Origin of the sequence: Mesorhizobium sp. B2-9-1 (assembly GCF_006439455.1) — a bacterium.
Lineage (GTDB): Bacteria > Pseudomonadota > Alphaproteobacteria > Rhizobiales > Rhizobiaceae > Mesorhizobium.
Genome location: NZ_VFTP01000002.1, coordinates 218,097 through 239,731 on the forward strand (window position 1 = coordinate 218,097; position 21,635 = coordinate 239,731).

Below are 21,635 nucleotides of genomic sequence, written 5' to 3' on the forward strand. Positions count from 1 at the left end.
ATTGACGAGGCCTGCTGTGGCAAAAGCTGAACTTGGCACCAAGCGTGTCGACCCCGAAACGGGTCGGAAATTCTACGATCTCAACAAAGACCCGATCGTCTCGCCCTATACCGGCAAGAGCTATCCGCGCTCCTATTTCGAGGAAGGCAAGATTTCCGCCCTCGAGGAAGATGAGGAAGTCGCCGAAAAGGAAGTGGACGCCGACGAAGAGGAAGGCGCCGAAGTCGTGTCGCTCGAGGAGGCCGATGACGAGGCCAAGGGCGGCGGCGACGAACTTCCGGATCTTGGCGACGATGAAGAAGATGTCGATCTCGGCGACGATGAGGACGACACCTTCCTTGCCGACGAAGAGGAAGAGGACGATGACGTCGCCGATATGATCGGTGTCGGCGACGACGATGACGAAGTCTGATTGGATCGTTTGCCGGCCATTTTGGCCTGTGACGAAAAAGCGGCTTTTCAAGGCTTGATCTTGACCGAAGGCGGCGCTAGAAGCCGCCAGCACTAAACGACGGCGCGGTTCCCAATCGCGCCGGATCTCTTCGCCGGAAACGGCGCCGGCCGACTGCCGGGAGTGGGGCCATAGCTCAGTTGGGAGAGCGCTTGAATGGCATTCAAGAGGTCGTCGGTTCGATTCCGATTGGCTCCACCAAACAGTCACTTCCTGACCAATTGCACGAACGGAAAACCGCTCGCACTCGAATTGCTCTAACCGCGCTGGGCGCGGGTTCTGGCTGCTTTGCGCGCTGCCGCCGATCGTCCGGCGGCGCCTTTAGTCTGCGCGGCTTTCCTCGCCGCCGCCGACCGCTCTTCGGCTGTGCGGCCGGATGCGGCGCTCTTGGCCTGCTTCGACAGAGCCTTGTGAGAGGCGGTGCTCTTCGGCTCGCCCTCAAGCACCTTCGATACCGCCTTCGAGACCTTCGGCTGGCGCTTCGGCTTCCGTTCGCCCTGGCCTGCCTCGTAAGCATATTTGGCGCTCTTGCGCGTGCTGTCCTTCACATCGCCTTTTTTGGGGGGCGGCAGGTCGATGCCCGCGCGGCGCGCTTCCGAAAGACCGATGGCGATCGCCTGTTTGGTGGAGCGGGCGCCGTGCTTGCCTTTGCGGACTTTGTCGATTTCCGCGTGAACGAATTCACCGGCCTGCGTGCTTGCCGACTTGCCTTCGCGCTTGTCTTCGCGCGCCTTTTCGATGGTTTTCTTGTCCGGCATTGTTTTTCTCCTCGTTCGAACGGGGGCATGATCGAATGCCGACAGGATGCGTCAGATCGCGCATCAGCGGCTTTCATATGTGCCGACGAGATCGGTAGTGGCGATCATATGCGGCTCCGCCTGGGCCAGAAGATTGGCGATTCCCGGTTCTCCGCCGGTTTCCAGCGCCTCAACGTCGAGTGCTGAAAGGCGGAAGTGATAATGGTGAACGCCGTGCCCTTTTGGCGGCTGGGGACCGTCATAACGGGCATTGCCGAAGTCGTTCACGGCCTGGTGGAAAGTTTCCGGTCCAGCGGTGCCTTCGGGCAAGCGGTCTCGGCCGGCGGCAATGTCATAGACCGCCCAATGGCGAAACATGCCGCGCGGCGCGTCGGGATCCTCGACGACGAGCAGGAAGCTTCTGGTCCCGGCCGGCGCGTTCTTCCACCGCAGGGGAGGAGACAAATTGCCTCCGTTGCGGACATAGGGCTCGGGAATGGTCTGGCCGTTTTCAAAGGCTGGACTCTCAAGCGTGAAAGCCATGGCTGGAACTCCGTGCACTTATCGCGTTCTTCGCGAAGGAATTCACGAACGATCTTTGCTCGCATCGGCGGAGCGCGCTCGCTACTGGTTTCTTTTGGAACGCGGGGCGTTGGCGGGAGTTCCAGCATCATGCCCGCGACGGCGCGTCGATGGATGCCTGCAAGTCGAGATATCGTCGCTGGGAAAGCTGCTCCAACGGAAGCGAACTCAGGTCGTATCCGGCGAAACAAGCGCCGGAGGAAATCCCTATGCCGGTGGCGGCAACTAGGCTAAGGGCTTCCTGTCAGAGGGACGCTTATGAGAATTCCGGCTTTGGGTGGAAATCCGGCGCAGGGACGTGTTCGATCCGGGCTGCTTGCGCGACAAAACAATCTCTTGCCGATGCTTTGCATTGCGGTCGCGCTTGCTGCTTGTCAATCGACCCCAGACACACAGCCTGTTGCTGACCCGCAACCCGCTCCGGCCGCCGCTCCCGCTCCGGCCTCACCGAATTCGGCGGTACTGGATGAGGCGGCTGCGGTCGTTCCGCCCGGCAAGGGCGTTCCGGCCAGATACACTGCATTCTCCGGCATATGGGCGGGACAGCTCAACGGCATGTATGACGGCAAGCTGGCGGTCCTGACCGTGTCTTCGGGCGGGCAGGTGACGGTCAGCTACGCATGGGGCGATCTGGCCGACAACAAGCCGGGTGTCGCTGACGGCTCCGGCAGGATTTCCGGCAACACGTTGAAGCTCGGGCGCCTGCCGAACGGCGCCGACATCACCGCCACCATGGCGTCGCCGGGAATGCTCAACGTCACCTACGCGCTGGCGGGGCAGACCTATGCCGGTTCCTTCGCCCGGGTCAGCCAGTGAGCAAAGCCGGTCACTGAGGTCAAAGCGGGTTCTGCGCGATCCGCACGCTCATCTCCGATCTCGACGGCATGGGCCGGCATCGATCAGCCGGCCGCGCGTCTCGTAGCGGGCGAAGATCGAGATCCGGTCGGCATTCTGGTTGGCTGAACGAGCCGTCCGGCGTCGCCGACAGGAAGGCCGAGTTTGTCGACGTCGTCGGTCTCGGCAAGCTTCGGCACGGCAGCGTCGTCCCGTCCAAGGTGTAGACGCCGAGGCCGATATCGCGCGCCCTGAAACAGGGCGCCTCGCGATTGAAGGCTGCCGACAAAGCAAGACAGGCGCTTTGCATCGATCTTCCTGGCGTCGCCGGCGGCTTCTCCGCTGGTGTCGGCCTTGCGAAAATTTCGCCGATCGTCGCTTGCAAGGCAATCCCATATGTGAAAATATTATTCACAAAAGAAAACAGTGGGAGGAAAGCGACCATGCGTCTCGCCATCCGGCATCGCGCCCGGAACCGCCTTGCAGGCCGCGCCGGAAGCTCCCGGAGAGGATCATGAGCGCATTCTCGCCGACCGTCGGTGTCGCCTCGACGCATCCCGCCGACATGCCTGAGGCGCATGCCGAAATCCCTGTCTGGAATTCTGAAAACTGGTTCTACGAGGACTGGCAAGTCGGTCACAAAATCCGCTCGCTTCGCCGCACCGTCGCCGAGGGCGAAAGCCATATGTTCAATGCGCTAGTGTTGGACATCCATCCTTACGTGCAGGACCAGATGTTCGCCGAGAAGGAAGGCATCTTCGGCAAGCGGCTGGTGGCGGGCGCCTTCGTGTTTTCGGCCGGGCTCGGCCTGGTTGCCACCAACTGCATCAACGCCTTTTCCTATGGCTATGACAGACTGCGCTTCATCAAGCCGGTCTTCATCGGCGACACCATCTATTCGATCCGCACCAACCTCGACAAAAAGCCGCGCTACCAGGATATGGGCCTGATCCGCGCCAGCTACGAAGTCTTCAAGGGTGAAGGAGAGCTGGTGCTCTACTGCGAGCATCTGCAAACCGTGAAATACAAGAACCCGGCCGATTTCGTCGGCAAGACCGAGAAGTGAACCGTGGCCGCTGACAAAGAACTTCCACTAACCGGCCTCGTCGTCATCGACATGAGCCAGTTCCTGTCGGGACCCTACTGTTCGCTGCGCCTGCTCGACCTCGGCGCGCGCGTCATCAAGATCGAGCGGCCCGATGGCGGCGACCTGTCGCGCCGGCTCTATCTCAGCGACACCGAGATCGGCGGCGATTCCACCATTTTCCACGCCATCAACCGCGGCAAGGAGAGCCTTGCCGTCGACCTAAAGAACGAGGCCGACCTCGCCGCGCTGCGCGCGTTGATCGCCAAGGCCGACGTGCTCATCCAGAACTTCAGGCCGGGCGTCATCGAGCGGCTCGGCCTCGACCATGAGCATGTCAGCACGATCAACCCCCGGCTCGTCTATGCCTCGATCAGCGGCTATGGCGAGGAAGGGCCATGGGTGAAGCGCCCGGGGCAGGATCTGCTCGCCCAGGCTCGTTCCGGCGTGATGTGGCTGAACGGCGACGAGGAGCAGGGACCGGTGCCTTTCGGCCTGGCGATCGCCGACATGCTGGCGGGCGCCGCCTGCGCCCAAGGCATCCTCGCCAAGCTGGTGCGGCGCGGCATCACCGGCGAGGGCGGCCATGTCGAAACCAGCCTGCTTGAGGCGCTGATCGATTTCCAGTTCGAGGTGCTGACCACGCATCTCAACGACGGCCGCCGCCTGCCGAAGCGCCCGTCCTTCCGCAGCGCCCATGCCTATCTCTCGGCGCCATACGGCGTCTATCCGGCCAAGGACGGCTACCTGGCGATTGCCATGACGCCGATCCCGAAGATAGCCGACCTGCTCGAACTTCCCGAGCTAGACCCTTTCCGCGACAAGCCGGAGACCTGGTTCACCGCCCGCGACGAGATCAAGGCGATCATCGCCAGGCGCATTGCCGAGAAAACCATCGACGAATGGCTGGCCGTCCTCGAGCCCGCCGATGTCTGGTGCGCCAAAGTGCTGACCTGGCCGGAACTGATGCAGAGCGACGGCTTCAAGACGCTCGACATGCTGCAGACGGTGACCCGTGAGGACAATGTCTCGATCCTGACCACCCGCACACCTCTGCGCGTCGACGGCGCGCGCGCCAAGGTGGATCGCGCCGCCCCGCAAATCGGTGAGCACAGCGAAAAAATCCGCGCGGAGTTCGGGCTGTGAGCGGTGTTTCGTTGAAAGGCATGACCTGGAACCATCCGCGCGGCTACGACCCGATGGTGGCGTGCTCGGCGCTGTGGAAGGAAAAGACCGGCGTCTCGATCGAATGGGAAAAGCGCTCGCTGCAGGATTTCGAGTCTTTCCCGGTGGAAGAGCTCGCCCGCGCCTATGATTTGATCGTTATCGACCATCCGCATGTCGGCCAGATCACCGCCGAGAAGTGTCTGGCGCCGCTCGATGTGCCAGGGCGCGAGGCGGAACGCGAGGCGCTGGCTGCGGCAAGCGTCGGCCAGTCCTATCCGAGCTATACCTGGCAGGGCCGGCAATGGGCTTTCCCGATCGACGCCGCGACCCAGGTTCAGGCTTGGCGGCCCGATCTGATCGAAACCGCGCCGGCGATCTGGACCGAAGTGCTGGCGCTTGCCGAGCAGGGCCGCGTGCTCTTGCCGCTCAGGCCGCCGCATTCGCTGATGTGCTTCTACACGTTGGCCGCCGATCTCGGCCGGCCCTGCACGGTCGACGGTTCGGCCGACCTTGTCGATGGCGGGACCGGCGAAACCGCCTTCGAGATGCTGTGCGAGATCGCGGCGCTGGTCGATCCCGCATGCCTGACGATGGATCCGATCGCCGTCTTCGAGAAGATGGCCAAGCCCGGCTCGCGCATCGCCTGCGCGCCGCTGATCTATGGCTATGTTCCCTATGCGGTGGCGGGTTTCCGCCCGCACCGCCTCGCCTTCGCCGACATGCCGGTCGCCAGCGGCAACGGCCCGATCGGCTCGGCGCTCGGCGGCACCGGCATTGCCGTCTCCGCCTTTTCCGCCGCGCCCGAGGCGGCGATCGACTTCGCCTATTGGATCGCCAGCGGCGACGTGCAGCGCGGCCCTTATGCCGCCGCCGGCGGCCAGCCCGGCCATGCCGCAGCCTGGGAGGACGACGCCGTCAACGCCGCGACAGGCGACTTCTATCGCGCTACGCGGGCGACGCTCGAGGGCGCTTGGGTCCGCCCGCGCCATGACGGCTATATGGCCTTCCAGCAGCGGGCTTCGGACCGCATCAATGAAGGTCTTGCCGGCCGTCAGGAAGCAAGGCGCGTCGTCGCCGACATCAATCGCCTGTTCCGGGAGAGTTTCGCGCCGGCCGCCGCCGGCTAGATGTGCCGATCGCCGCCGCGACGCTCGGCGAGCTTGACGTCTATATCCGCCACAGCCGGCGTGCATTGCCCGAGAGCAGGCGGGTCCGCTCTGAATCGCTTGCACCGGCCAGCAGCGCATGCGTGGCGGCGACCCAGGTCGTCAGCCCGCCGCCCAGCGTGCAGACCGGCCAATCGCTGCCCCAGATCACCCGGTCCCAGCCGAAGCACCGGATCGTGTGCTCGACATAGGGCCGGAGCGTCTCGACCGTCCACGTCGCCGGATCGGCATAGGCGACGACGCCGGAGATCTTGGCCGTGACGTTGGGCCGTTGGGCGATTGCTTCGATATGCTCTCGCCACGGATGCTCGGCATTGCCCTTGATGTCGGGCACGCCGCAATGGTCGAGAACGAACTGGACGTCGGGGGCGAGGTCTGCGAGCGCCATTGCCTTCGGGATCTGATGTGGCAGCACCACAAGATCGAATGTCAGGCCGGTGTCGGCCAGCCGCTTGATGTTCTGGCGAAACAGCGCCCCTTCCGACAGGTCGTCGGGAACGACATGCAGCACGCGGCGGAAACCCTTGACGAACGGCTCGGCCTTGACCGTTTCCAAATAGGCTTCGAAACCGGCCTCCTCGGGCCGGCAGGAGGCTATCGCGCCCTTGAGTAGGCTACCCGCCTGGCCGGCGATCGACTTCACCCGCGCCGTCTCGGCGGCAATATCGGCGGGATCGACATCGACCTCCATATGCAACACGGCTTCAATGCCCGAGCGCCGCGCGTCGGCGGCATATTCGGCATAGGAGAAATCGCGGTTCAGCGCCGGCACGCCGGACAGCCACGGATAGCGAAGCGCGCCCTGGTCTATGAGGTGCAGATGCGTGTCGATGATCATGGCGGCGTATCCTCCGTGGCCTGGAGAATGATCCCGAAAAGTTGCAGACTTTTCGCATAAGATCATGCTCCAAAAAACAAAGCGTTGGAACGGGATGACCGGCTGCTTTGGGTTCATCCCGCGCTAGGGCACTATCTCGCCGAAAAATCGATCATTCAAATAAGAAATTACGACGATTGCGGCACATCTGACCCGGCGAGCTGCGAGAGCCTTGCCGCTGCGTCCTGCAGATGCCGGATCGTCAGCGTGATGTCCGGCGCCGTGGGCGCGTTGACCAAGGTGATGTAGGGAATGGTCAGCGCCGCGATGGCTCTGCCGTCCGGTCCCAGCACCGGCGTCGAAAGATTGTAGACGCCGGCGGTCTGCAGCGACGCCATCATCTCGTAACCGCGGTCGCGCACCTGGTCGAGGCGGGCGAAGAATTCCGGCGTCAGGTTGAGATGCTCGGTGCTCTGCAGATGCTCGGCAATCATCATCTTGCGCTCTTCGGGCGAGCGGAAGGCAAGCAGCACATGGCCGGAGCCGGTGTCGAACAGGCTGATATGCGAGCCGACGCGGATCGAGATGCCCCAATAGCGCGGCGCTTCCTGCTGCGCGATGACCACGGCGGCGCCGCGGTCGAACACCACCAACTGGTTGGCCTGCGACGAGGTTTCGGCCAGCTCCCGCATGATTGGCGTCGCATAGGATACCAGCCGGCGAACCGGCGCGTGCAATTGCGCGAGGCCGAAGAGCTTGAGCGTCAGCGAATAACGGTCGCCGTCGATCTTGGTGACATAGCCGCGCCGCACCAGACGGTCGAGCATCCGGTAGAACTCGTTCGGGCTGCGGTCGAGCCGCTTGGCGATCTCCGCCTGCGTCAGCCCTCCGTCCACGCTGGACAACAGCTCGAGAATATCCAGCCCCTTGTCCAGCGCCGGCGCGCGGTAGCGGTCCCCGTCTTCTTCCTCTGCCACCCGTCCCTCCAGTGAATTTCGATCTGCATATATGCATGAACTTCATTCCGCTGGAAGCACAATCGGCTTGACCCGGGAATGAAAATGCTATTTGCATATGAATGAAACTCAAGCGATCGGTCGCGCACTCGGCAGGCCGTCGCTGTGAGCCCATGGGAGGAGAGCATGACAAGACTGGTTCTAGGCATTTCCGCCGGCCTGGCTGGCCTGCTGCTGAGCGGCACTGCGTTTTCGGCCGATCTGCCCGGCAAATTTCCGGGCGTGACGATCGACGTGAAGCTGATCGGCGGCCAGCAATATGAAAAACTCTACGAGCGCATCCCCGAATGGGAGAAGGCGACCGGCGCCAAGGTCAACATCCTGACCAAGAAGAACGGCTTCGACATCGACAAGGAGCTGAAGTCCGACATCGCCTCGGGCAGCACCAACTGGTGCGTCGGCTGGAACCATTCGTCCTTCGCGCCGCAATATACCGGCCTTTACACCGACCTCAGCAAGCTCTTGCCGAAGGAAGAGATCGACGCTTTCGTGCCGTCGACAATCAAGGCCGCGACCATCGACGGCAAGCTCGAGATGCTGCCGCGCGCGCAGTTCGACGTCTCGGCGCTCTACTACCAGAAGAGCCTCTACGAGAACGCCGACAACAAGACCAAGTTCAAGGCCAAATACGGCTATGACCTTGCGCCGCCCGACACCTGGAAGGAAGTCACCGACCAGGCCGAGTTCTTCGCCAACCCGCCCAATTTCTACGGCACGCAATTCGCCGGCAAGGAAGAGGCGATCAACGGCCGCTTCTACGAGATGGTGGTCGCCGAGGGCGGCGAATATCTCGACAAGGACGGCAAGCCCGTCTTCAACTCCGAGGCTGGCATCCGTGCGCTCGACTGGTTCGTCAACCTCTACAAGGCCAAGGCTGTGCCGGCCGGCACCACCAACTATCTCTGGGACGATCTCGGCCAGGGCTTTGCCTCGGGCACCGTGGCGATCAACCTCGACTGGCCGGGCTGGGCCGGGTTCTTCAACGACCCGAAGTCCTCGAAGGTCGCGGGCAATGTCGGTGTGAAGGTCGCGCCCAAGGGCTCTTCCGGCAAGCGCACCGGCTGGTCGGGTTTCCACGGCTTCTCGGTGACCGAGAACTGCGCCAACAAGGAAGCCGCCGCTTCGCTCGTATGGTGGCTGACCAATGAGGACAGCCAGAAGCTGGAAGCCGCCGCCGGCCCGCTGCCGACCCGCACCGCGGTTTGGGACTGGGACGTGAAGCAGGCTGAGAACGATCCGTACAAGAAGGAGGTTCTGGGCGCCTTCCAGGAGGAAGCCAAGCACGCCTTCGCCGTGCCGCAGACGCCTGAGTGGATCGAGATATCCAACGCCGTCTATCCCGAGCTGCAGGCGGCGATCCTTGGCGACAAGACGTCCAAGCAGGCCCTGGACGAGGCGGCCGCCAAGGCGACGCAGATCCTTCAGGACGCCGGCAAGCTCTAGTCACTGCTGCCAACGTCGCCTCCCCGTCGCGAAATGGGGAGGCGACAGCGTCTTGCCGCTGCGGACCTTCCGTTTCGGCCGGGCCTTGCCCATGGCGGCCCGAATTATATGCAAAACCTCACAGGATCCTGATGAAGGGCATCAAGCCATCCGCGCCGTTCCTGCTGCTGCTCCCGGCCATCATCGTGCTGGCGGCAGTGGTGGTGCTGCCGTTGATCCTGTCGCTCTATTCCAGCTTCACGCCGTTCCGCCTGACGCGGCCCGAGACCTTCTTCGTCTTCGTCGGCTTCAGGAACTATCTGTCGATCCTGTCCAATGCGGATTTCTGGTGGGCCTTCGGCCGCACCGTTCTGCTGCTCACCATCGCGCTGAACCTCGAAATGCTGCTCGGCCTTGGCCTGGCCATGCTGGTCGAGAAGGCGACGCGCGGCCAGCGCATCCTGCGCACGCTTATGATGTTCCCGATGATGTTCTCGCCGATCCTCGTCGGCTTCCAGTTCAAATTCATGTTCAACGACAATATCGGCCTGGTGAACAATGCGCTGCAGTCGCTGGGCATCACTGAGGACGCCATCCCCTGGCTGATCGAAGGCCATCTCGCCTTCATCGCCATCTCGATCGCCGAGATCTGGTCGTCGACCTCGATCTTCGCCATCCTGATCCTGGCCGGCTTGCTCGCCATGCCCAAGGAGCCGATCGAGGCGGCCCGCGTCGACGGCTGCACGCCCTGGCAGACCTTCCGCTATGTCACCTGGCCCTTCGTCATGCCCTTCGCCTACATCGCCATGACGATCCGCTCGCTCGATGTCGCGCGCGCCTATGACATCGTCAAGATCATGACCGACGGCGGCCCGGCCGGCCGCACGGAGCTGTTGTGGACGCTGGTCGGGCGCACCGCCTACAGCGATGCCCGCATGGGCCTCGCCAATGCCATGGCCTATTTCTCGATCCTGCTGTCGATCGCTTTCACCGTCTATTTCTACAACAAGCTCGCCGCGGCGCGCGCGCAGATTGGCGCTGAGTGGTGAGAATGGACGAGAACGCCTCCGCCCGCCTCACCCGCCGCGCGCTGACCGTCGCGCACCGCGTCGGCCTGTTCCTTGCCATGCTGGTGATCTGCCTGCCGGGCATCTGGATCGTGCTGTCGTCGCTGCGGCCCACGGTCGAGATCATGGCCAAGCCGCCGGTCTGGATTCCGCAGCAGCTGTCCGTCGACGCTTATGTCGCCATGTTCAGCGGCATCGGCAAAGGCGGCATCCCGGTGCTCGACTATTTCCGCAACTCGCTGATCATCTCGGTCACCTCGACGGTGATCGCGGTGGCCATCGGCATGGCCGGCGGCTACGCTTTTGCGCGATACCGCTTCCGCGGCAAGTCAGGCATGTTCCTCGGCCTGATGCTGACGCGCACCGTGCCCGGTATCGCGCTCTCGCTGCCCTTGTTTTTTCTTTATGTGCGGCTGGGCATCATCGACACTCATATCGGGATGATCCTGGCCTATGTCGCGCTCAACGTGCCGTTCACCATCTGGCTGATCGACGGCTTCTTCCGCCAGGTGCCGAAGGACCTTGCCGAAGCGGCCCAGATCGATGGCTGCACGCGCTGGCAGGCGTTCTGGCAGGTCGAATTTCCGCTGGCGCGCCCGGGCATCGCCTCGGCCGCCATCTTCGCCTTTCTCACCTGCTGGAACGAGTTCGCTTTGGCCTCGCAGCTCACCCGTTCCGTCAATTCCAAGACGCTGCCGGTCGGGCTGCTCGATTATACGGCCGAGTTCACCATCGACTGGCGCGGCATGTGCGCGCTGGCCGTGGTGATGATCATCCCGGCGCTGACCCTCACCTATATCGTCCAGAAACACCTCGTCGGCGGCCTGACCTCCGGCGCGGTGAAAGGTTGATTTCCATGGCAACGGTTTCGCTAAAACAGCTCACCAAGCGCTACGGCAATATGGAGATCGTGCACGGCATCGATCTCGAGATCGCCGACCGCGAATTTATCGCGCTGGTCGGCCCATCCGGCTGCGGCAAGTCGACGACGTTGCGCATGATCGCAGGCCTCGAGGACATCAGCGGCGGTATGATCGACATCGGCGGGCGCATGGTCAACGACCTGCCGCCGCGCTCGCGCAACATTTCGATGGTGTTCCAGTCCTATGCGCTCTACCCGCACATGACGGTGCGCGAGAATCTCGGCTTCTCGCTCAAGATCGCGGGTGCGGCCAAGGACGACATGGATCGGCGCGTCGCCGAAGCCTCCGCCATCCTCGGCCTCGACGAACTGCTCGAGCGCCGTCCCTCGCAACTTTCCGGCGGCCAGCGCCAGCGCGTCGCCATGGGCCGCGCCATCGTGCGCGATCCGGATGTCTTCCTGTTCGACGAGCCTCTCTCCAACCTCGACGCCAAGCTGCGCACGCAGATGCGCACCGAAATCAAGAAGCTGCACGCCAAGGTCAAGTCGACGGTCATCTACGTCACCCACGACCAAGTCGAGGCGATGACGCTGGCCGATCGTATCGTCATCATGCGCTCAGGCTATATCGAGCAGGTCGGCACGCCGGACGAGGTGTTCAGCCGGCCAGCGACCCACTTCGTCGCCGGTTTCATCGGCTCGCCGCCGATGAACCTGCATGAGGCGACGGTGAGCGATGGCAGGCTGATGTTCAGCGGCGGCGACAGCTTGCCGCTGCCCGGCCAGTTCAAGTCGAAGACGGCTGCCGGCGACAAGGTCGTGTTCGGCATCCGTCCCGATGATTTCTATCCGACCGGCCACGGCCTGAGCTCCGGCGGCGAGACCGAAGTCCATCGCGTCGAGCTGCCGGTCAGCATCACCGAGCCGCTCGGCAACGAAACGCTGGTCTTCGCCGAGTTCAACGGCACCGATTGGGTCTCGCGCATGCTCAATCCGAAGCCGCTGAAAGCAGGTGACAGGATCGGCATGAGCTTCGACCTCAGCCGCGCGCATCTGTTCTCCGCCGAAACCGGCAAGTCGCTGAGGAGCTGACATGGCGAAAATCGAGAAGATCGAGCTGCGCATGGTCGACCTCGTGCCGAAGGTGAAGCGCATCGACGCCATCCAGAGCTTCGTCAGCCAGGAGACGCCGATCGTCACCATCACCGATGCCGACGGCGCATCGGGCACCGGCTACAGCTACACGATCGGCACCGGCGGCTCGTCGGTCATGCGGCTGCTGGCCGACCATCTCGCGCCGCGCCTGATCGGCCGCGACGCCGACCAGATCGAGGCGATCTGGCACGAGCTCGAATTCGCCACCCACGCCACCACCATCGGCGCCATCACCGCGATCGCGCTGGCCGCGATCGACACCGCCCTTTGGGATTTGCGGGCAAGAAAACAGAACCTGCCGCTCTGGAAGCTTGCCGGCGGCGCCAAGGACCGCTGCCCGCTCTACACGACAGAGGGCGGCTGGCTGCATATCGAGACGCAGGCACTGGTCGACGATGCACTGGAAGCGAAGGCCAAGGGCTTTACCGGCTCGAAGGTGAAGATCGGCAAGCCACACGGTTCAGAGGACGTCGCGCGGCTGTCGGCGGTGCGCAAGGCGGTCGGCGACGGCTACGAGATCATGACCGATTGCAATCAGGGCTTTTCCGTCGACGAGGCGGTCCGCCGCGCCGAGCGCCTGCGCGACCTCGATCTCGCCTGGATCGAGGAGCCGCTGCCGGCCGACGACATCGACGGCCATGTGCGGCTGTCGAACTCGACCGCGACGCCGATCGCGGTCGGCGAGTCGCTCTATTCGATAAGGCATTTTCGCGAGTACATGCAGAAGGGCGGCTGCAACATCATTCAGGTCGATGCCGGTCGCATCGGCGGCATCACCCCCTGGCTGAAAGTCGCCCACGCCGCGGAGGCCTTCGACATGCCGGTCTGCCCGCATTTCCTGATGGAATTGCATGTCAGTCTGGTCTGCGCCATCCGGAACGGCAAATATGTCGAGTATATTCCGCAGCTCGACGAGTTGACGGGCGCCAAGATGCGCATCGAGAATGGCCATGCGCTGGCGCCCAGCGAGCCCGGCATCGGCATCGACTGGGACTGGGACGCCGTGAAGGCAAAAAGCATCGCCGAGTTCACTATGGCGATCGTGAAATAGGGAGGCGGATATGCAGCGGATGGGAATGGTGCTGGGCCTGAAGCCCCAGAAGGTCGAGGAATATGTCCGCCTCCACGCCGCCGTATGGCCGGACGTGCTGACCATGATCTCGGCCTGCAACATCAAGAACTATTCGATCTACCTGAAGCGGCCGGAGAACCTGCTTTTCTCCTACTTCGAATATCACGGCACCGACTACGCCGCCGACATGGCCAAGATGGCCGCCGACCCGAAGACGCAGGAATGGTGGTCGGTCTGCATGCCCTGCCAGGAGCCGCTGCCGACCCGCAAGGAAGGCGAATGGTGGGCGACGATGGACGAGGTCTTCCATCATGACTGATGCCTTCGATCCGGCATCGCTGGCGCAGTCCTGGCCAAAGCCTTTAAAGCCGCGCCCGATCGTCACCTTCGGCGCCGGTTCAATCGTCGGCGATGCGCATTTCCCCGCCTACCGCAAGGGCGGCTTCCCTATTTCCGGCCTCTACGATCCGGATCAGGCCAAAGCGCAGAAGCTTGCCGACAAATGGGGCGTGACGGCGTTCCGTTCGGTTGAGGAAGCAGCGGCCGTGAAGGATGCTATCTTCGACCTCGCTACGCCGCCGGGCCGCCATGCCGAGGTGCTGAAGGCCCTGCCGGATGGCGCTGTGGCGCTGATCCAGAAGCCGATGGGCAATTATCTCGGCGAGGCGACGGAAATCCTCGAAATCTGCCGCGCCAAGCGGCTCAAGGCGGCGGTCAATTTCCAGCTCCGCTTCGCGCCGATGATGCTGGCGCTGAAGGACGCCGTTGCCAAGGGATGGCTGGGCGAGGTGGTGGACTTCGATGCGCTGCTGGCGCTCGACACGCCCTGGCAGCTGTGGGAATTCCTGCTCAAGGCGCCACGCGTCGAGATCGCCATGCATTCGATCCATTATCTCGACCTGATCCGCCAGCTTCTCGGCAATCCGCTTGGCGTGCATGCCAAGACGCTCGGCCACCCCAACCACAAGGTGGCGCAGACCCGCACCAGCGCCATCCTCGACTATGGCGATACGGTGCGCTGCGCGCTCTCGATCAACCACGACCACAAATTCGGGCGCCGCCACCAGGCCTGCGAGTTCCGCATCTGCGGCACCGAGGGCGCGGCCTATGTCAAGCTCGGCCTCAACCTCGACTATCCGCGCGGCGAGCCGGATATTCTGGAAATCCATCCGAAAGGCGGGTCGGACTGGGTCGCCGTGCCGCTCGCCGGCGAATGGTTCCCCGATGCCTTTGTCGGCCGCATGGCCAATGTGCAGCGCTTCGCCTCCGGCGAAGATGCGGAGCTGGTCAGCTCCGTCGAGGACGCCTGGCATACCATGGCGCTGGTCGAGGCCGCCTATAAATCGAGCGTAGCGCCGGCGACGCCGCTGGCCGCAAAGCCGTAAGGCCGGACATGGAACAGACCACCTATTTCGAGGACTATGAGATCGGCTCCTCGCGCCTCACCAGCGGCCGCACCATTACCGAGACGGACTTCGTCGTCCACGCCGGCCACACCGGCGATTTCTTCCCGCATCACATGGATGCCGAGTTCATGAAGACGACGCCCTTCGGCCAGCGCATCGCGCATGGAACGCTGGTCTTCTCGGTCGGCGTCGGGCTGACGGCGAGCGTCATCAACCCGGTCGCCTTCTCCTACGGCTACGACCGGCTGCGCTTCATCAAGCCGGTCTTCATCGGCGACACGATCCGCACGCGCACCACCATCGCCGCCAAGGAAGACGACCCGAAACGGCCAAACGCGGGACGCGTCATCGAACGCGTCGAGGTTTTGAACCAGCGCGACGAGGTCGTGCTGGCGGCGGATCACATCTATATCGTCGAGCGACGGCCCGGCTGAACACGGAGGCAAGAACATGGCGGATATCACTGGCAAGGTCGTGGTGGTCACGGCGGCCGCGCAGGGCATCGGACGGGCAAGCGCGCTGGCTTTCGCCAAGGCCGGCGCCATCGTCCACGCCACCGACATCAACGAGGCGGCCCTGGCCGATTTCGCAAAGACGCCCGGCATTACGGCGCGAAAACTCGATGTGCTGAGCGACGACGCGGTGAAGGCGGCTTTCGCCGAAATCGGCCAAGTCGACGTGCTGTTCAACTGCGCCGGCTTCGTCCATGCCGGCTCGATCCTGGAGATGAAGGACGAGGATCTCGACTTTGCCTTCAACCTCAATGTGCGCGCCATGATCCGCACCATCCGCGCCGTGCTGCCCGGCATGCTGGAGCGCGGCGATGGCTCGATCATCAACATGGCGTCGGTGGCTGGCGCCCCGAAGGGCGTGCCGAACCGCTTCGCCTACGGCGTGACCAAGGCGGCCGTGATCGGCCTGACCAAGTCGATTGCCGCCGATTATGTCGCCAAGGGCGTCCGCTGCAACGCCATCTGCCCGGGCACCGTCGAGAGCCCCTCGCTTCAGGGCCGCATGCAGGCGCAGGGCGACTATGATGCGGCGCGCGCCGCCTTCATCGCCCGTCAGCCGATGGGCAGGATCGGCACGCCGGAGGAGATCGCCAACCTTGCGGTCTACCTGGCCGGCGCCACCTATACGACCGGGCAGGCCTATAATATCGACGGCGGCTGGTCGATCTGAGGCCGTTTCGGCCGCCGGTTGAGTTACGAGACAGGCCAGTTAAGAGGCAGCAATGACAAAAATAACAGACCTCAGAACCTTCGACCTGCGCTTCCCCACGTCGCAAAGTCTCGACGGCTCGGACGCGATGAATCCGGACCCGGATTACTCGGCTGCCTATGTCATCCTCGACACCGATGTCCCGTCGCTGAAAGGCCATGGCCTCACCTTCACCATCGGCCGTGGCAACGAGATCTGCTGCGCGGCGATCGAAGCGCTGCGCCACCTCGTCGTCGGGCTCGATCTCGACTGGGTGAAAGAGGATCCCGGCCGCTTCTGGCACCACGTGACGGGCGACAGCCAGCTGCGCTGGATCGGCCCGGACAAGGGCGCCATGCATCTTGCGGTTGGTGCGGTGGTCAACGCGGTCTGGGATCTCTGGGCCAAGGAAGCCGGCAAGCCGGTCTGGCGCCTTATCGCCGAGATGAGCCCGGAAGAGATCGTGCGCATCGTCGACTTCCGCTATCTCACCGACGCCATCACGCCCGCCGAGGCGCTGGCGATCCTGAAGAAGGCCGAGGCCCACGGGGCCGAGCGCATCGCCACGCTCGAGCGCGAAGGCTACGCCTGCTACACCACCTCCGCCGGCTGGCTCGGCTATCCCGACGACAAGCTGCGGCGTCTTTGCCAGGAAGCGGTCGACGATGGGTTCAACCACATCAAGCTGAAGGTCGGCCGCGACCGCGCCGACGATGTCCGCCGCCTCAAGATCGCCCGCGAGGTGATCGGCCCGGACCGTTACCTGATGATCGACGCCAACCAGGTCTGGGAGGTCGACCAGGCGATCGACTGGCTCAAGGACCTTGCCTTCGCCAAGCCCTTCTTCATCGAGGAGCCTACCAGTCCGGACGACGTCGCCGGCCACGCGAAAATCCGCAAGGCGGTGGCGCCGATCAAGGTCGCGACCGGCGAGATGTGCCAGAACCGAATCATGTTCAAGCAGTTCATCGCCGGCGGCGCGATCGACGTCGTGCAGATCGATTCCTGCCGCATGGGCGGGTTGAACGAGGTTCTGGCGGTGTTGCTGATCGCCGCCAAATTCGACCTGCCGGTCTGGCCGCATGCCGGCGGTGTGGGCCTGTGCGAATATGTCCAGCACCTGTCGATGATCGACTACATCGCTGTCTCAGGCAGCAAGGACGGACGGGTCATCGAATACGTCGATCACCTGCATGAACATTTCATCGAACCCTGCGTGATCCGCGATGCCGCCTATATGCCGCCGACGGCGCCCGGCTTCTCGATCGAGATGAAGGCCAGGTCGATCGAAGACTATCTGCATCGCGGCTGACATGGGGTGGCCCGGCGTGCCGGACCGCTGCGAATCGGCTATGCCTCTGCCATGCAGGAAACCTCCCTCTACGGGCCGGTGAAGCGGTTCCTCGAGAGCATGGATTTCGCCGTCAAGGGCGAGATCGGCGGCTGTGACATGGTCGGCGTGCGCGCGGGCGAGCCGGACGTCGTCGTCATTTGCGAGCTCAAGTTGCAATTCAACCTCGAGCTCGTCCTGCAGGCCGTCGACCGCGCGGCGGCCTGTGACGAGGTCTGGCTGGCCGCCTTGATGTCGGCGCGCGGCAAGGGCCGTGAGCATGACCGTCGCTTCCGCGCGCTCTGCCGCCGTCTCGGCTTCGGCCTGTTGGGCGTCGGCAAGAAGGGCGAGGTGGAACTGCTGCTCAGTCCTGCCGCCTTGCCGCCGCGCCGCGATCCCAGGCGGCGCTCGCGTCTGGTCGAGGAGCATCACCGCCGCAAGGGCGATCCGTCCGTCGGCGGCAGCACGCGCAAGAAGCCGATCATGACCGCCTACCGGCAGGAAGCGCTCGCCTGCGCCGCCGCGATGGTCGACGGCCCGAAACGGCCGCGTGATCTCAAAACCCTTTCGCCGCGCGCCGCCAACATCCTTTTGCACAATTACTATGGCTGGTTCGCCAGGGCCGAGCGCGGCGTCTACGCGCTGACCGAAGCCGGCTTGGCCGCCATCGGACCTTTGCCGGCGACGTTGTAAGGACGATTTGCCGACTTACCACTCGGCGTTGTGACCGGAGAACCCGCCATTCGGCGTCGGGCCTGGTTTCGGTTGTTGACTCATCTTTCCGCATGTGCAGAAATTGGTTGGACCATTGAACCACTTTAGGCTTGGCCGGTGTGACCGATTTCCTGCCCCCCATCCAGACGACGGCGCGCGACGACGCGGTGCTGAAGGCCTTGGCGGGGTTCGTGCGGCAGGAGGCTTTGGGTCCCGGCGGGAAGTTGCCGACCGAGCGCATCCTCGCCGAACGCCTCAAGGTCAGCCGCAACACGGTGCGTGAGGCGCTGACGCGCTGGGAAGGCCTCGGCCTTGTCGAGCGGCGGCAGGGTTCGGGCACCTACCTCAAGGCCGCCGTCTCGCCCGATATGCTGCACATGCCGCTGACATTAGCCGGTGGCAATGATTTCGCCGGCCTGATGTCCACGCTTGAGATCCGGCGCGCGCTGGAAGCGGAGGCCGCTGCGCTCTGCGCCATTCGTGCCGGCAAAGCTGAGCTCGCCGAGATCGAGCGCAAGCTCGACCTCATGGAAGAGGCCTTCCAGACCCGCGCCGGCATGTCCTCGGACGAGGATTGGGAGTTCCACCAGGCGATCTTCCGCGCTTCCGGCAATCCGCTGTTCGAGCAGATCATCGCCGCCATGTACGAGCTGTTCCACCGCTTCTGGGAGCATCCTCTCGGCGTGCGCGACTTCGGCCATGCCAGCTTTCCTTATCACCGGACCATCTTCAATTGCATTGCCGCGCGTGACCCCGATGGCGCTCGCGCCGAGGCGCTAAAACTCATCGCCACCGTCGAGGACGATTTGAAGCGCGGCGCTGCCAACCTCAAACTTTCGGACCGCAGATGAACGAGCAGCCCAGCACTTTCGACCCGGCCTCGATGGCCAGCGACTACCTCGGCGAGGCGGCGACGCTTCTGGCGCATGACGATCCGTTTCCAGACGGTGCGGTGGTGCCGCCGATCTACCAGACCTCGCTGTTTACCTTCGCCAATTATGCCGACATGGCCGACACCTTCGCCGGACGGCGAAAGCAGCCGATCTATTCGCGCGGCGACAATCCGACGGTGATGGAATTCGAAGCGCGTGTCGCCGCGCTCGAAGGCGCGGAGGCCGCGCGCGGCTTTTCGAGCGGCATGGCGGCCATCAGCGCCACGGTCCTCGCCTTTGTCGGCGCCGGCGAGCGCATGGTCGCCGTGCGCAACTGCTATGGCGACGCCTACCGCCTGTTCGAGCGGCTGTTCCCGCGCTTGCACATCAAGGTCGATTATGTCGACGGCTCCGATCCCGACGCGGTTGCGGCAGCACTTCCCGGCGCCAAGCTGCTCTATCTCGAAAGCCCGACCTCGATGATGTTCGAGCTGCAGGACCTGGAGCATCTGACGCGGCTGGCGAAGGAGCAGGGCATCGTCACCACCATCGACAATTCCTGGGCCACCCCCGTCTTCCAGAAGCCGATCTCGCATGGCGTCGACCTGGTGCTGCATTCGGCGTCCAAATATCTGGGCGGCCACAGCGACACCGTCGCCGGTGTGGTGGCCGGCTCAGCCGCCCACATCAAGCACATCAACGAACAGACCTATTCGCAGCTTGGCGGCAAGCTGTCGCCCTTCGAAGGCTGGCTGTTGCTGCGCGGCCTGCGCACGCTGCCGCTCAGGCTGCCGCATCACATGAAGAGCGGGCTCATCATTGCCGAGCGGCTGAAGGCGCATGGCAAGGTCGAGCGGGTCAACCATCCCGCCTATTCCAACCACCCCGGCAAGAAAACTTTAGCCGGCTATGCCGGCCTGTTCTCCTTTGAGGTCGCCGAGGATGTCGACATCCCGGCTTTTGTCGATGCGCTGAAGTTCTTCCGTATCGGCGTCAGCTGGGGCGGCCACGAAAGCCTAGTCGTGCCGGCCAAGGCCTCGCTCGAGCAGACGCCGGGCATCAATTCGATGGCGCGCTTCGGCGTCAGCCCCCGAACCATCCGCTTCAATGTCGGATTGGAAAATGTCGAGGACCTCTGGGCCGACATCGCCCAAGCCTTCGACAAAAGTAAAGCCTTCGACAAATCAAAAAAATAGTAGTCCAAAAATGGGAGTCCCGAAGATGAAAAGACTGACCTTCATGTTTGCCGCCGTGGCCGGCCTTGCGATTTCCGCCAGCGGCGCGCTGGCCGACACTACCATCAAGCTGGTCGAGGTCATCACCAGCCCGCCGCGCACCGAATTCCTGAAGAAGCAGATCGCCGAATTCGAGACCGCCAATCCGGGCATCAAGGTGGAAGTGGTCTCGCTGCCCTGGGGCCAGGCCTTCGAGAAGTTCCTCACCATGGTGCAGGCCGGTGACACGCCCGACGTCGTCGAGATGCCGGAACGCTGGATGGGCCTCTATGCCAACAACGGCCAGCTCGAGGATCTCGGTCCCTTCATGGCCAAATGGCCCGACGCCAAGACGCTCGGCGACCGCGCCAAGCAGTTCGGCTCGACCGTCAACAACACCCAGTTCATGATTCCCTATGGCTATTATGTGAACGCGCTGTTCTGGAACAAGAAGCTGTTCAAGGAAGCCGGACTGGACCGTCCGCCGGTAAACCTCGACGAGTTCGTCTCGTTCTCCAAGAAGATCTCCGCCATCCCCGGCAAATACGGCTACTGCCTGCGCGGCGGCCCCGGCGCCTTCAACGGCATGCACATGTTCATGAACATCGCCGACGGCAAGGGCGGCTATTTCACCGACGACGGCGTCTCGACCATCAATGACGAAGGCTCGGTCAAGGGTCTGCAGATGCTGGCCGACATGTACAAGAACGGCCTGGCGCCGAAAGATTCCGTGAGCTGGGGCTTCAACGAGACGGTGACCGGCTTCTATTCCGGCACCTGCGCCATGCTCAACCAGGATCCGGACGCGCTGCTCGGCATCGCCGACAAGATGAGCGCCGACGACTTTGCGGTCGCGCCGTTGCCCGTAGGCCCGAGCGGCAAATCCTACCCGACGCTCGGCTATGCAGGTTGGGCGATGTTCGCCAATTCCCAGCACAAGGACGAGGCCTGGAAGCTGATGGCGACGCTGCTGTCGCCCAAGGACAATCTGGAATGGGCCAAGGAAGTCGGCGTCGTGCCGATCCACAATGGCGCCGACCAGGACGCGCATTTCAAGACCGAGCAGTTCAAGGGCTGGTTCACAGAGCTCAGCGACAGCTCCAAATACGAAATGGTGACGCCGCCGACGCATCTGGAGAACCTCGGCAACTTCGTCGACCAGGTGGCGATCAAGAATTTTCAGGAAGTGCTGCTCGGCCAGAAGCCGGCCAAGGATGTCGCCGACGAATGGGCCAAGTTCCTGACCAAGGAACAGCAGGATTGGATGGCGAAGAACAAGAAGTAATGCGCAGGGTTTCCCTTCTCCCCGTTCACGGGGAGAAGGTGGCCCAAAGGGCCGGATGAGGGGCAGCGCCACACCTTCGTAAGTTCGCGCTGCCCCTCATCTGCCTGCCGGCATCTTCTCCCCGTTGAACGGGGAGAAGGACGCTGTCGCCGTCCCCGGCACCCACTCACCACCGTAGAGCC

24 protein-coding genes and 1 tRNA gene are annotated in these 21,635 nt (G+C 63.5%); 20 read left to right on the forward strand and 5 right to left on the reverse strand.

Annotation, left to right across the window (positions count from 1 at the left end):
• Nucleotides 1–16 precede the first annotated feature (16 nt).
• On the forward strand, nucleotides 17–412 hold the full coding sequence (locus FJW05_RS05240) for a TIGR02300 family protein (protein ID WP_140545272.1): 396 nt from the start codon (nucleotides 17–19) through the stop codon (nucleotides 410–412).
• A 164-nt stretch (nucleotides 413–576) separates the two neighbouring features.
• Nucleotides 577–652 (forward strand) — tRNA-Ala (locus tag FJW05_RS05245).
• Between the two features lie 56 nt (nucleotides 653–708).
• On the opposite strand, the gene FJW05_RS05250 is transcribed toward FJW05_RS05245, so the two are convergent.
• Nucleotides 709–1,209: a DUF6496 domain-containing protein gene (locus FJW05_RS05250; RefSeq protein WP_140628799.1), complete on the reverse strand. Its 501-nt coding sequence runs from the start codon at nucleotides 1,207–1,209 to the stop codon at nucleotides 709–711.
• A gap of 63 nt (nucleotides 1,210–1,272) precedes the next feature.
• Complete coding sequence (locus FJW05_RS05255; protein ID WP_140628802.1) at nucleotides 1,273–1,731, reverse strand: YbhB/YbcL family Raf kinase inhibitor-like protein; 459 nt, start codon at nucleotides 1,729–1,731, stop codon at nucleotides 1,273–1,275.
• Nucleotides 1,732–2,325: 594 nt separating this feature from the next.
• Here FJW05_RS05255 and FJW05_RS05260 point away from each other — a divergent pair.
• Nucleotides 2,326–2,586 (forward strand): hypothetical protein, encoded by a 261-nt coding sequence (locus tag FJW05_RS05260; RefSeq protein ID WP_140628804.1) that lies wholly within the window; start codon nucleotides 2,326–2,328, stop codon nucleotides 2,584–2,586.
• 19 nt (nucleotides 2,587–2,605) lie between these two features.
• Here the strand turns inward: FJW05_RS05260 and FJW05_RS05265 are convergent, their stop codons facing one another.
• Entirely contained in the window at nucleotides 2,606–3,049 is a 444-nt protein-coding gene (locus FJW05_RS05265) for a hypothetical protein (RefSeq protein WP_140628807.1), read from the reverse strand.
• 69 nt (nucleotides 3,050–3,118) lie between these two features.
• Here FJW05_RS05265 and FJW05_RS05270 point away from each other — a divergent pair, with 69 nt between their 5' ends.
• The 3 genes from FJW05_RS05270 to FJW05_RS05280 are packed head-to-tail and all read left to right on the forward strand — an operon-like array spanning nucleotide 3,119 to nucleotide 5,982.
• Nucleotides 3,119–3,670, forward strand: coding sequence for a MaoC family dehydratase (locus FJW05_RS05270; protein ID WP_140628810.1), 552 nt, complete (start codon nucleotides 3,119–3,121; stop codon nucleotides 3,668–3,670).
• A gap of 3 nt (nucleotides 3,671–3,673) precedes the next feature.
• Entirely contained in the window at nucleotides 3,674–4,834 is a 1,161-nt protein-coding gene (locus FJW05_RS05275) for a CaiB/BaiF CoA-transferase family protein (protein WP_140628813.1), read from the forward strand.
• Between the two features lie 20 nt (nucleotides 4,835–4,854).
• Entirely contained in the window at nucleotides 4,855–5,982 is a 1,128-nt protein-coding gene (locus FJW05_RS05280; RefSeq protein WP_181164871.1) for an extracellular solute-binding protein, read from the forward strand.
• Between the two features lie 40 nt (nucleotides 5,983–6,022).
• Here the strand turns inward: FJW05_RS05280 and FJW05_RS05285 are convergent, their stop codons facing one another.
• Together FJW05_RS05285 and FJW05_RS05290 are read right to left on the reverse strand one after the other, a co-directional pair.
• Nucleotides 6,023–6,859 carry an amidohydrolase gene (locus FJW05_RS05285; protein WP_140628819.1) on the reverse strand — a complete coding sequence of 279 codons (837 nt, stop codon included), beginning with the start codon at nucleotides 6,857–6,859 and terminating at the stop codon, nucleotides 6,023–6,025.
• Nucleotides 6,860–7,026: 167 nt separating this feature from the next.
• Complete coding sequence (locus FJW05_RS05290) at nucleotides 7,027–7,815, reverse strand: IclR family transcriptional regulator (RefSeq protein ID WP_095769349.1); 789 nt, start codon at nucleotides 7,813–7,815, stop codon at nucleotides 7,027–7,029.
• 165 nt (nucleotides 7,816–7,980) lie between these two features.
• On the opposite strand from FJW05_RS05290, the gene FJW05_RS05295 reads away from it, so the two are divergent.
• The 14 genes from FJW05_RS05295 to FJW05_RS05360 all read left to right on the forward strand — a co-directional run bounded on the left by FJW05_RS05295 (nucleotide 7,981) and on the right by FJW05_RS05360 (nucleotide 21,453).
• Nucleotides 7,981–9,297 carry a sugar ABC transporter substrate-binding protein gene (locus FJW05_RS05295; RefSeq protein ID WP_140628822.1) on the forward strand — a complete coding sequence of 439 codons (1,317 nt, stop codon included), beginning with the start codon at nucleotides 7,981–7,983 and terminating at the stop codon, nucleotides 9,295–9,297.
• A gap of 131 nt (nucleotides 9,298–9,428) precedes the next feature.
• Nucleotides 9,429–10,325: a sugar ABC transporter permease gene (locus FJW05_RS05300; protein WP_140628825.1), complete on the forward strand. Its 897-nt coding sequence runs from the start codon at nucleotides 9,429–9,431 to the stop codon at nucleotides 10,323–10,325.
• Between the two features lie 2 nt (nucleotides 10,326–10,327).
• Nucleotides 10,328–11,194: a carbohydrate ABC transporter permease gene (locus FJW05_RS05305; RefSeq protein WP_140545208.1), complete on the forward strand. Its 867-nt coding sequence runs from the start codon at nucleotides 10,328–10,330 to the stop codon at nucleotides 11,192–11,194.
• A gap of 5 nt (nucleotides 11,195–11,199) precedes the next feature.
• Nucleotides 11,200–12,297 carry a sn-glycerol-3-phosphate ABC transporter ATP-binding protein UgpC gene (gene ugpC / locus FJW05_RS05310; protein ID WP_140628828.1) on the forward strand — a complete coding sequence of 366 codons (1,098 nt, stop codon included), beginning with the start codon at nucleotides 11,200–11,202 and terminating at the stop codon, nucleotides 12,295–12,297.
• A 1-nt stretch (nucleotide 12,298) separates the two neighbouring features.
• Nucleotides 12,299–13,411, forward strand: a complete 1,113-nt coding sequence (locus FJW05_RS05315; RefSeq protein ID WP_140628831.1) for a mandelate racemase/muconate lactonizing enzyme family protein — start codon at nucleotides 12,299–12,301, stop codon at nucleotides 13,409–13,411.
• Nucleotides 13,412–13,421: 10 nt separating this feature from the next.
• Nucleotides 13,422–13,751 (forward strand): L-rhamnose mutarotase, encoded by a 330-nt coding sequence (locus tag FJW05_RS05320; protein WP_140628834.1) that lies wholly within the window; start codon nucleotides 13,422–13,424, stop codon nucleotides 13,749–13,751.
• Nucleotides 13,744–14,817 (forward strand): Gfo/Idh/MocA family oxidoreductase, encoded by a 1,074-nt coding sequence (locus FJW05_RS05325; protein ID WP_140628837.1) that lies wholly within the window; start codon nucleotides 13,744–13,746, stop codon nucleotides 14,815–14,817. Before FJW05_RS05320 ends, FJW05_RS05325 begins: the two co-directional genes overlap by 8 nt.
• Before the next feature lie 8 nt (nucleotides 14,818–14,825).
• Nucleotides 14,826–15,272, forward strand: a complete 447-nt coding sequence (locus FJW05_RS05330) for a MaoC/PaaZ C-terminal domain-containing protein (RefSeq protein WP_040993608.1) — start codon at nucleotides 14,826–14,828, stop codon at nucleotides 15,270–15,272.
• Nucleotides 15,273–15,288: 16 nt separating this feature from the next.
• The gene (locus FJW05_RS05335; RefSeq protein ID WP_140628840.1) at nucleotides 15,289–16,020 is read left to right on the forward strand and encodes an SDR family oxidoreductase; all 732 of its coding nucleotides are present in this window, start codon (nucleotides 15,289–15,291) and stop codon (nucleotides 16,018–16,020) included.
• 52 nt (nucleotides 16,021–16,072) lie between these two features.
• Nucleotides 16,073–17,350: an L-fuconate dehydratase gene (locus FJW05_RS05340; protein ID WP_140628843.1), complete on the forward strand. Its 1,278-nt coding sequence runs from the start codon at nucleotides 16,073–16,075 to the stop codon at nucleotides 17,348–17,350.
• Between the two features lie 51 nt (nucleotides 17,351–17,401).
• Nucleotides 17,402–18,061: a DUF2161 family putative PD-(D/E)XK-type phosphodiesterase gene (locus tag FJW05_RS05345; RefSeq protein WP_140544936.1), complete on the forward strand. Its 660-nt coding sequence runs from the start codon at nucleotides 17,402–17,404 to the stop codon at nucleotides 18,059–18,061.
• Between the two features lie 140 nt (nucleotides 18,062–18,201).
• Nucleotides 18,202–18,933 (forward strand): FadR/GntR family transcriptional regulator, encoded by a 732-nt coding sequence (locus FJW05_RS05350; RefSeq protein WP_140628846.1) that lies wholly within the window; start codon nucleotides 18,202–18,204, stop codon nucleotides 18,931–18,933.
• On the forward strand, nucleotides 18,930–20,150 hold the full coding sequence (locus tag FJW05_RS05355) for a PLP-dependent transferase (RefSeq protein ID WP_140628849.1): 1,221 nt from the start codon (nucleotides 18,930–18,932) through the stop codon (nucleotides 20,148–20,150). The genes FJW05_RS05350 and FJW05_RS05355 overlap by 4 nt, the downstream gene beginning before the upstream one ends.
• 25 nt (nucleotides 20,151–20,175) lie before the next feature.
• Nucleotides 20,176–21,453: a sugar ABC transporter substrate-binding protein gene (locus tag FJW05_RS05360; protein WP_140628851.1), complete on the forward strand. Its 1,278-nt coding sequence runs from the start codon at nucleotides 20,176–20,178 to the stop codon at nucleotides 21,451–21,453.
• The last annotated feature ends 182 nt before the right edge of the window (nucleotides 21,454–21,635 follow it).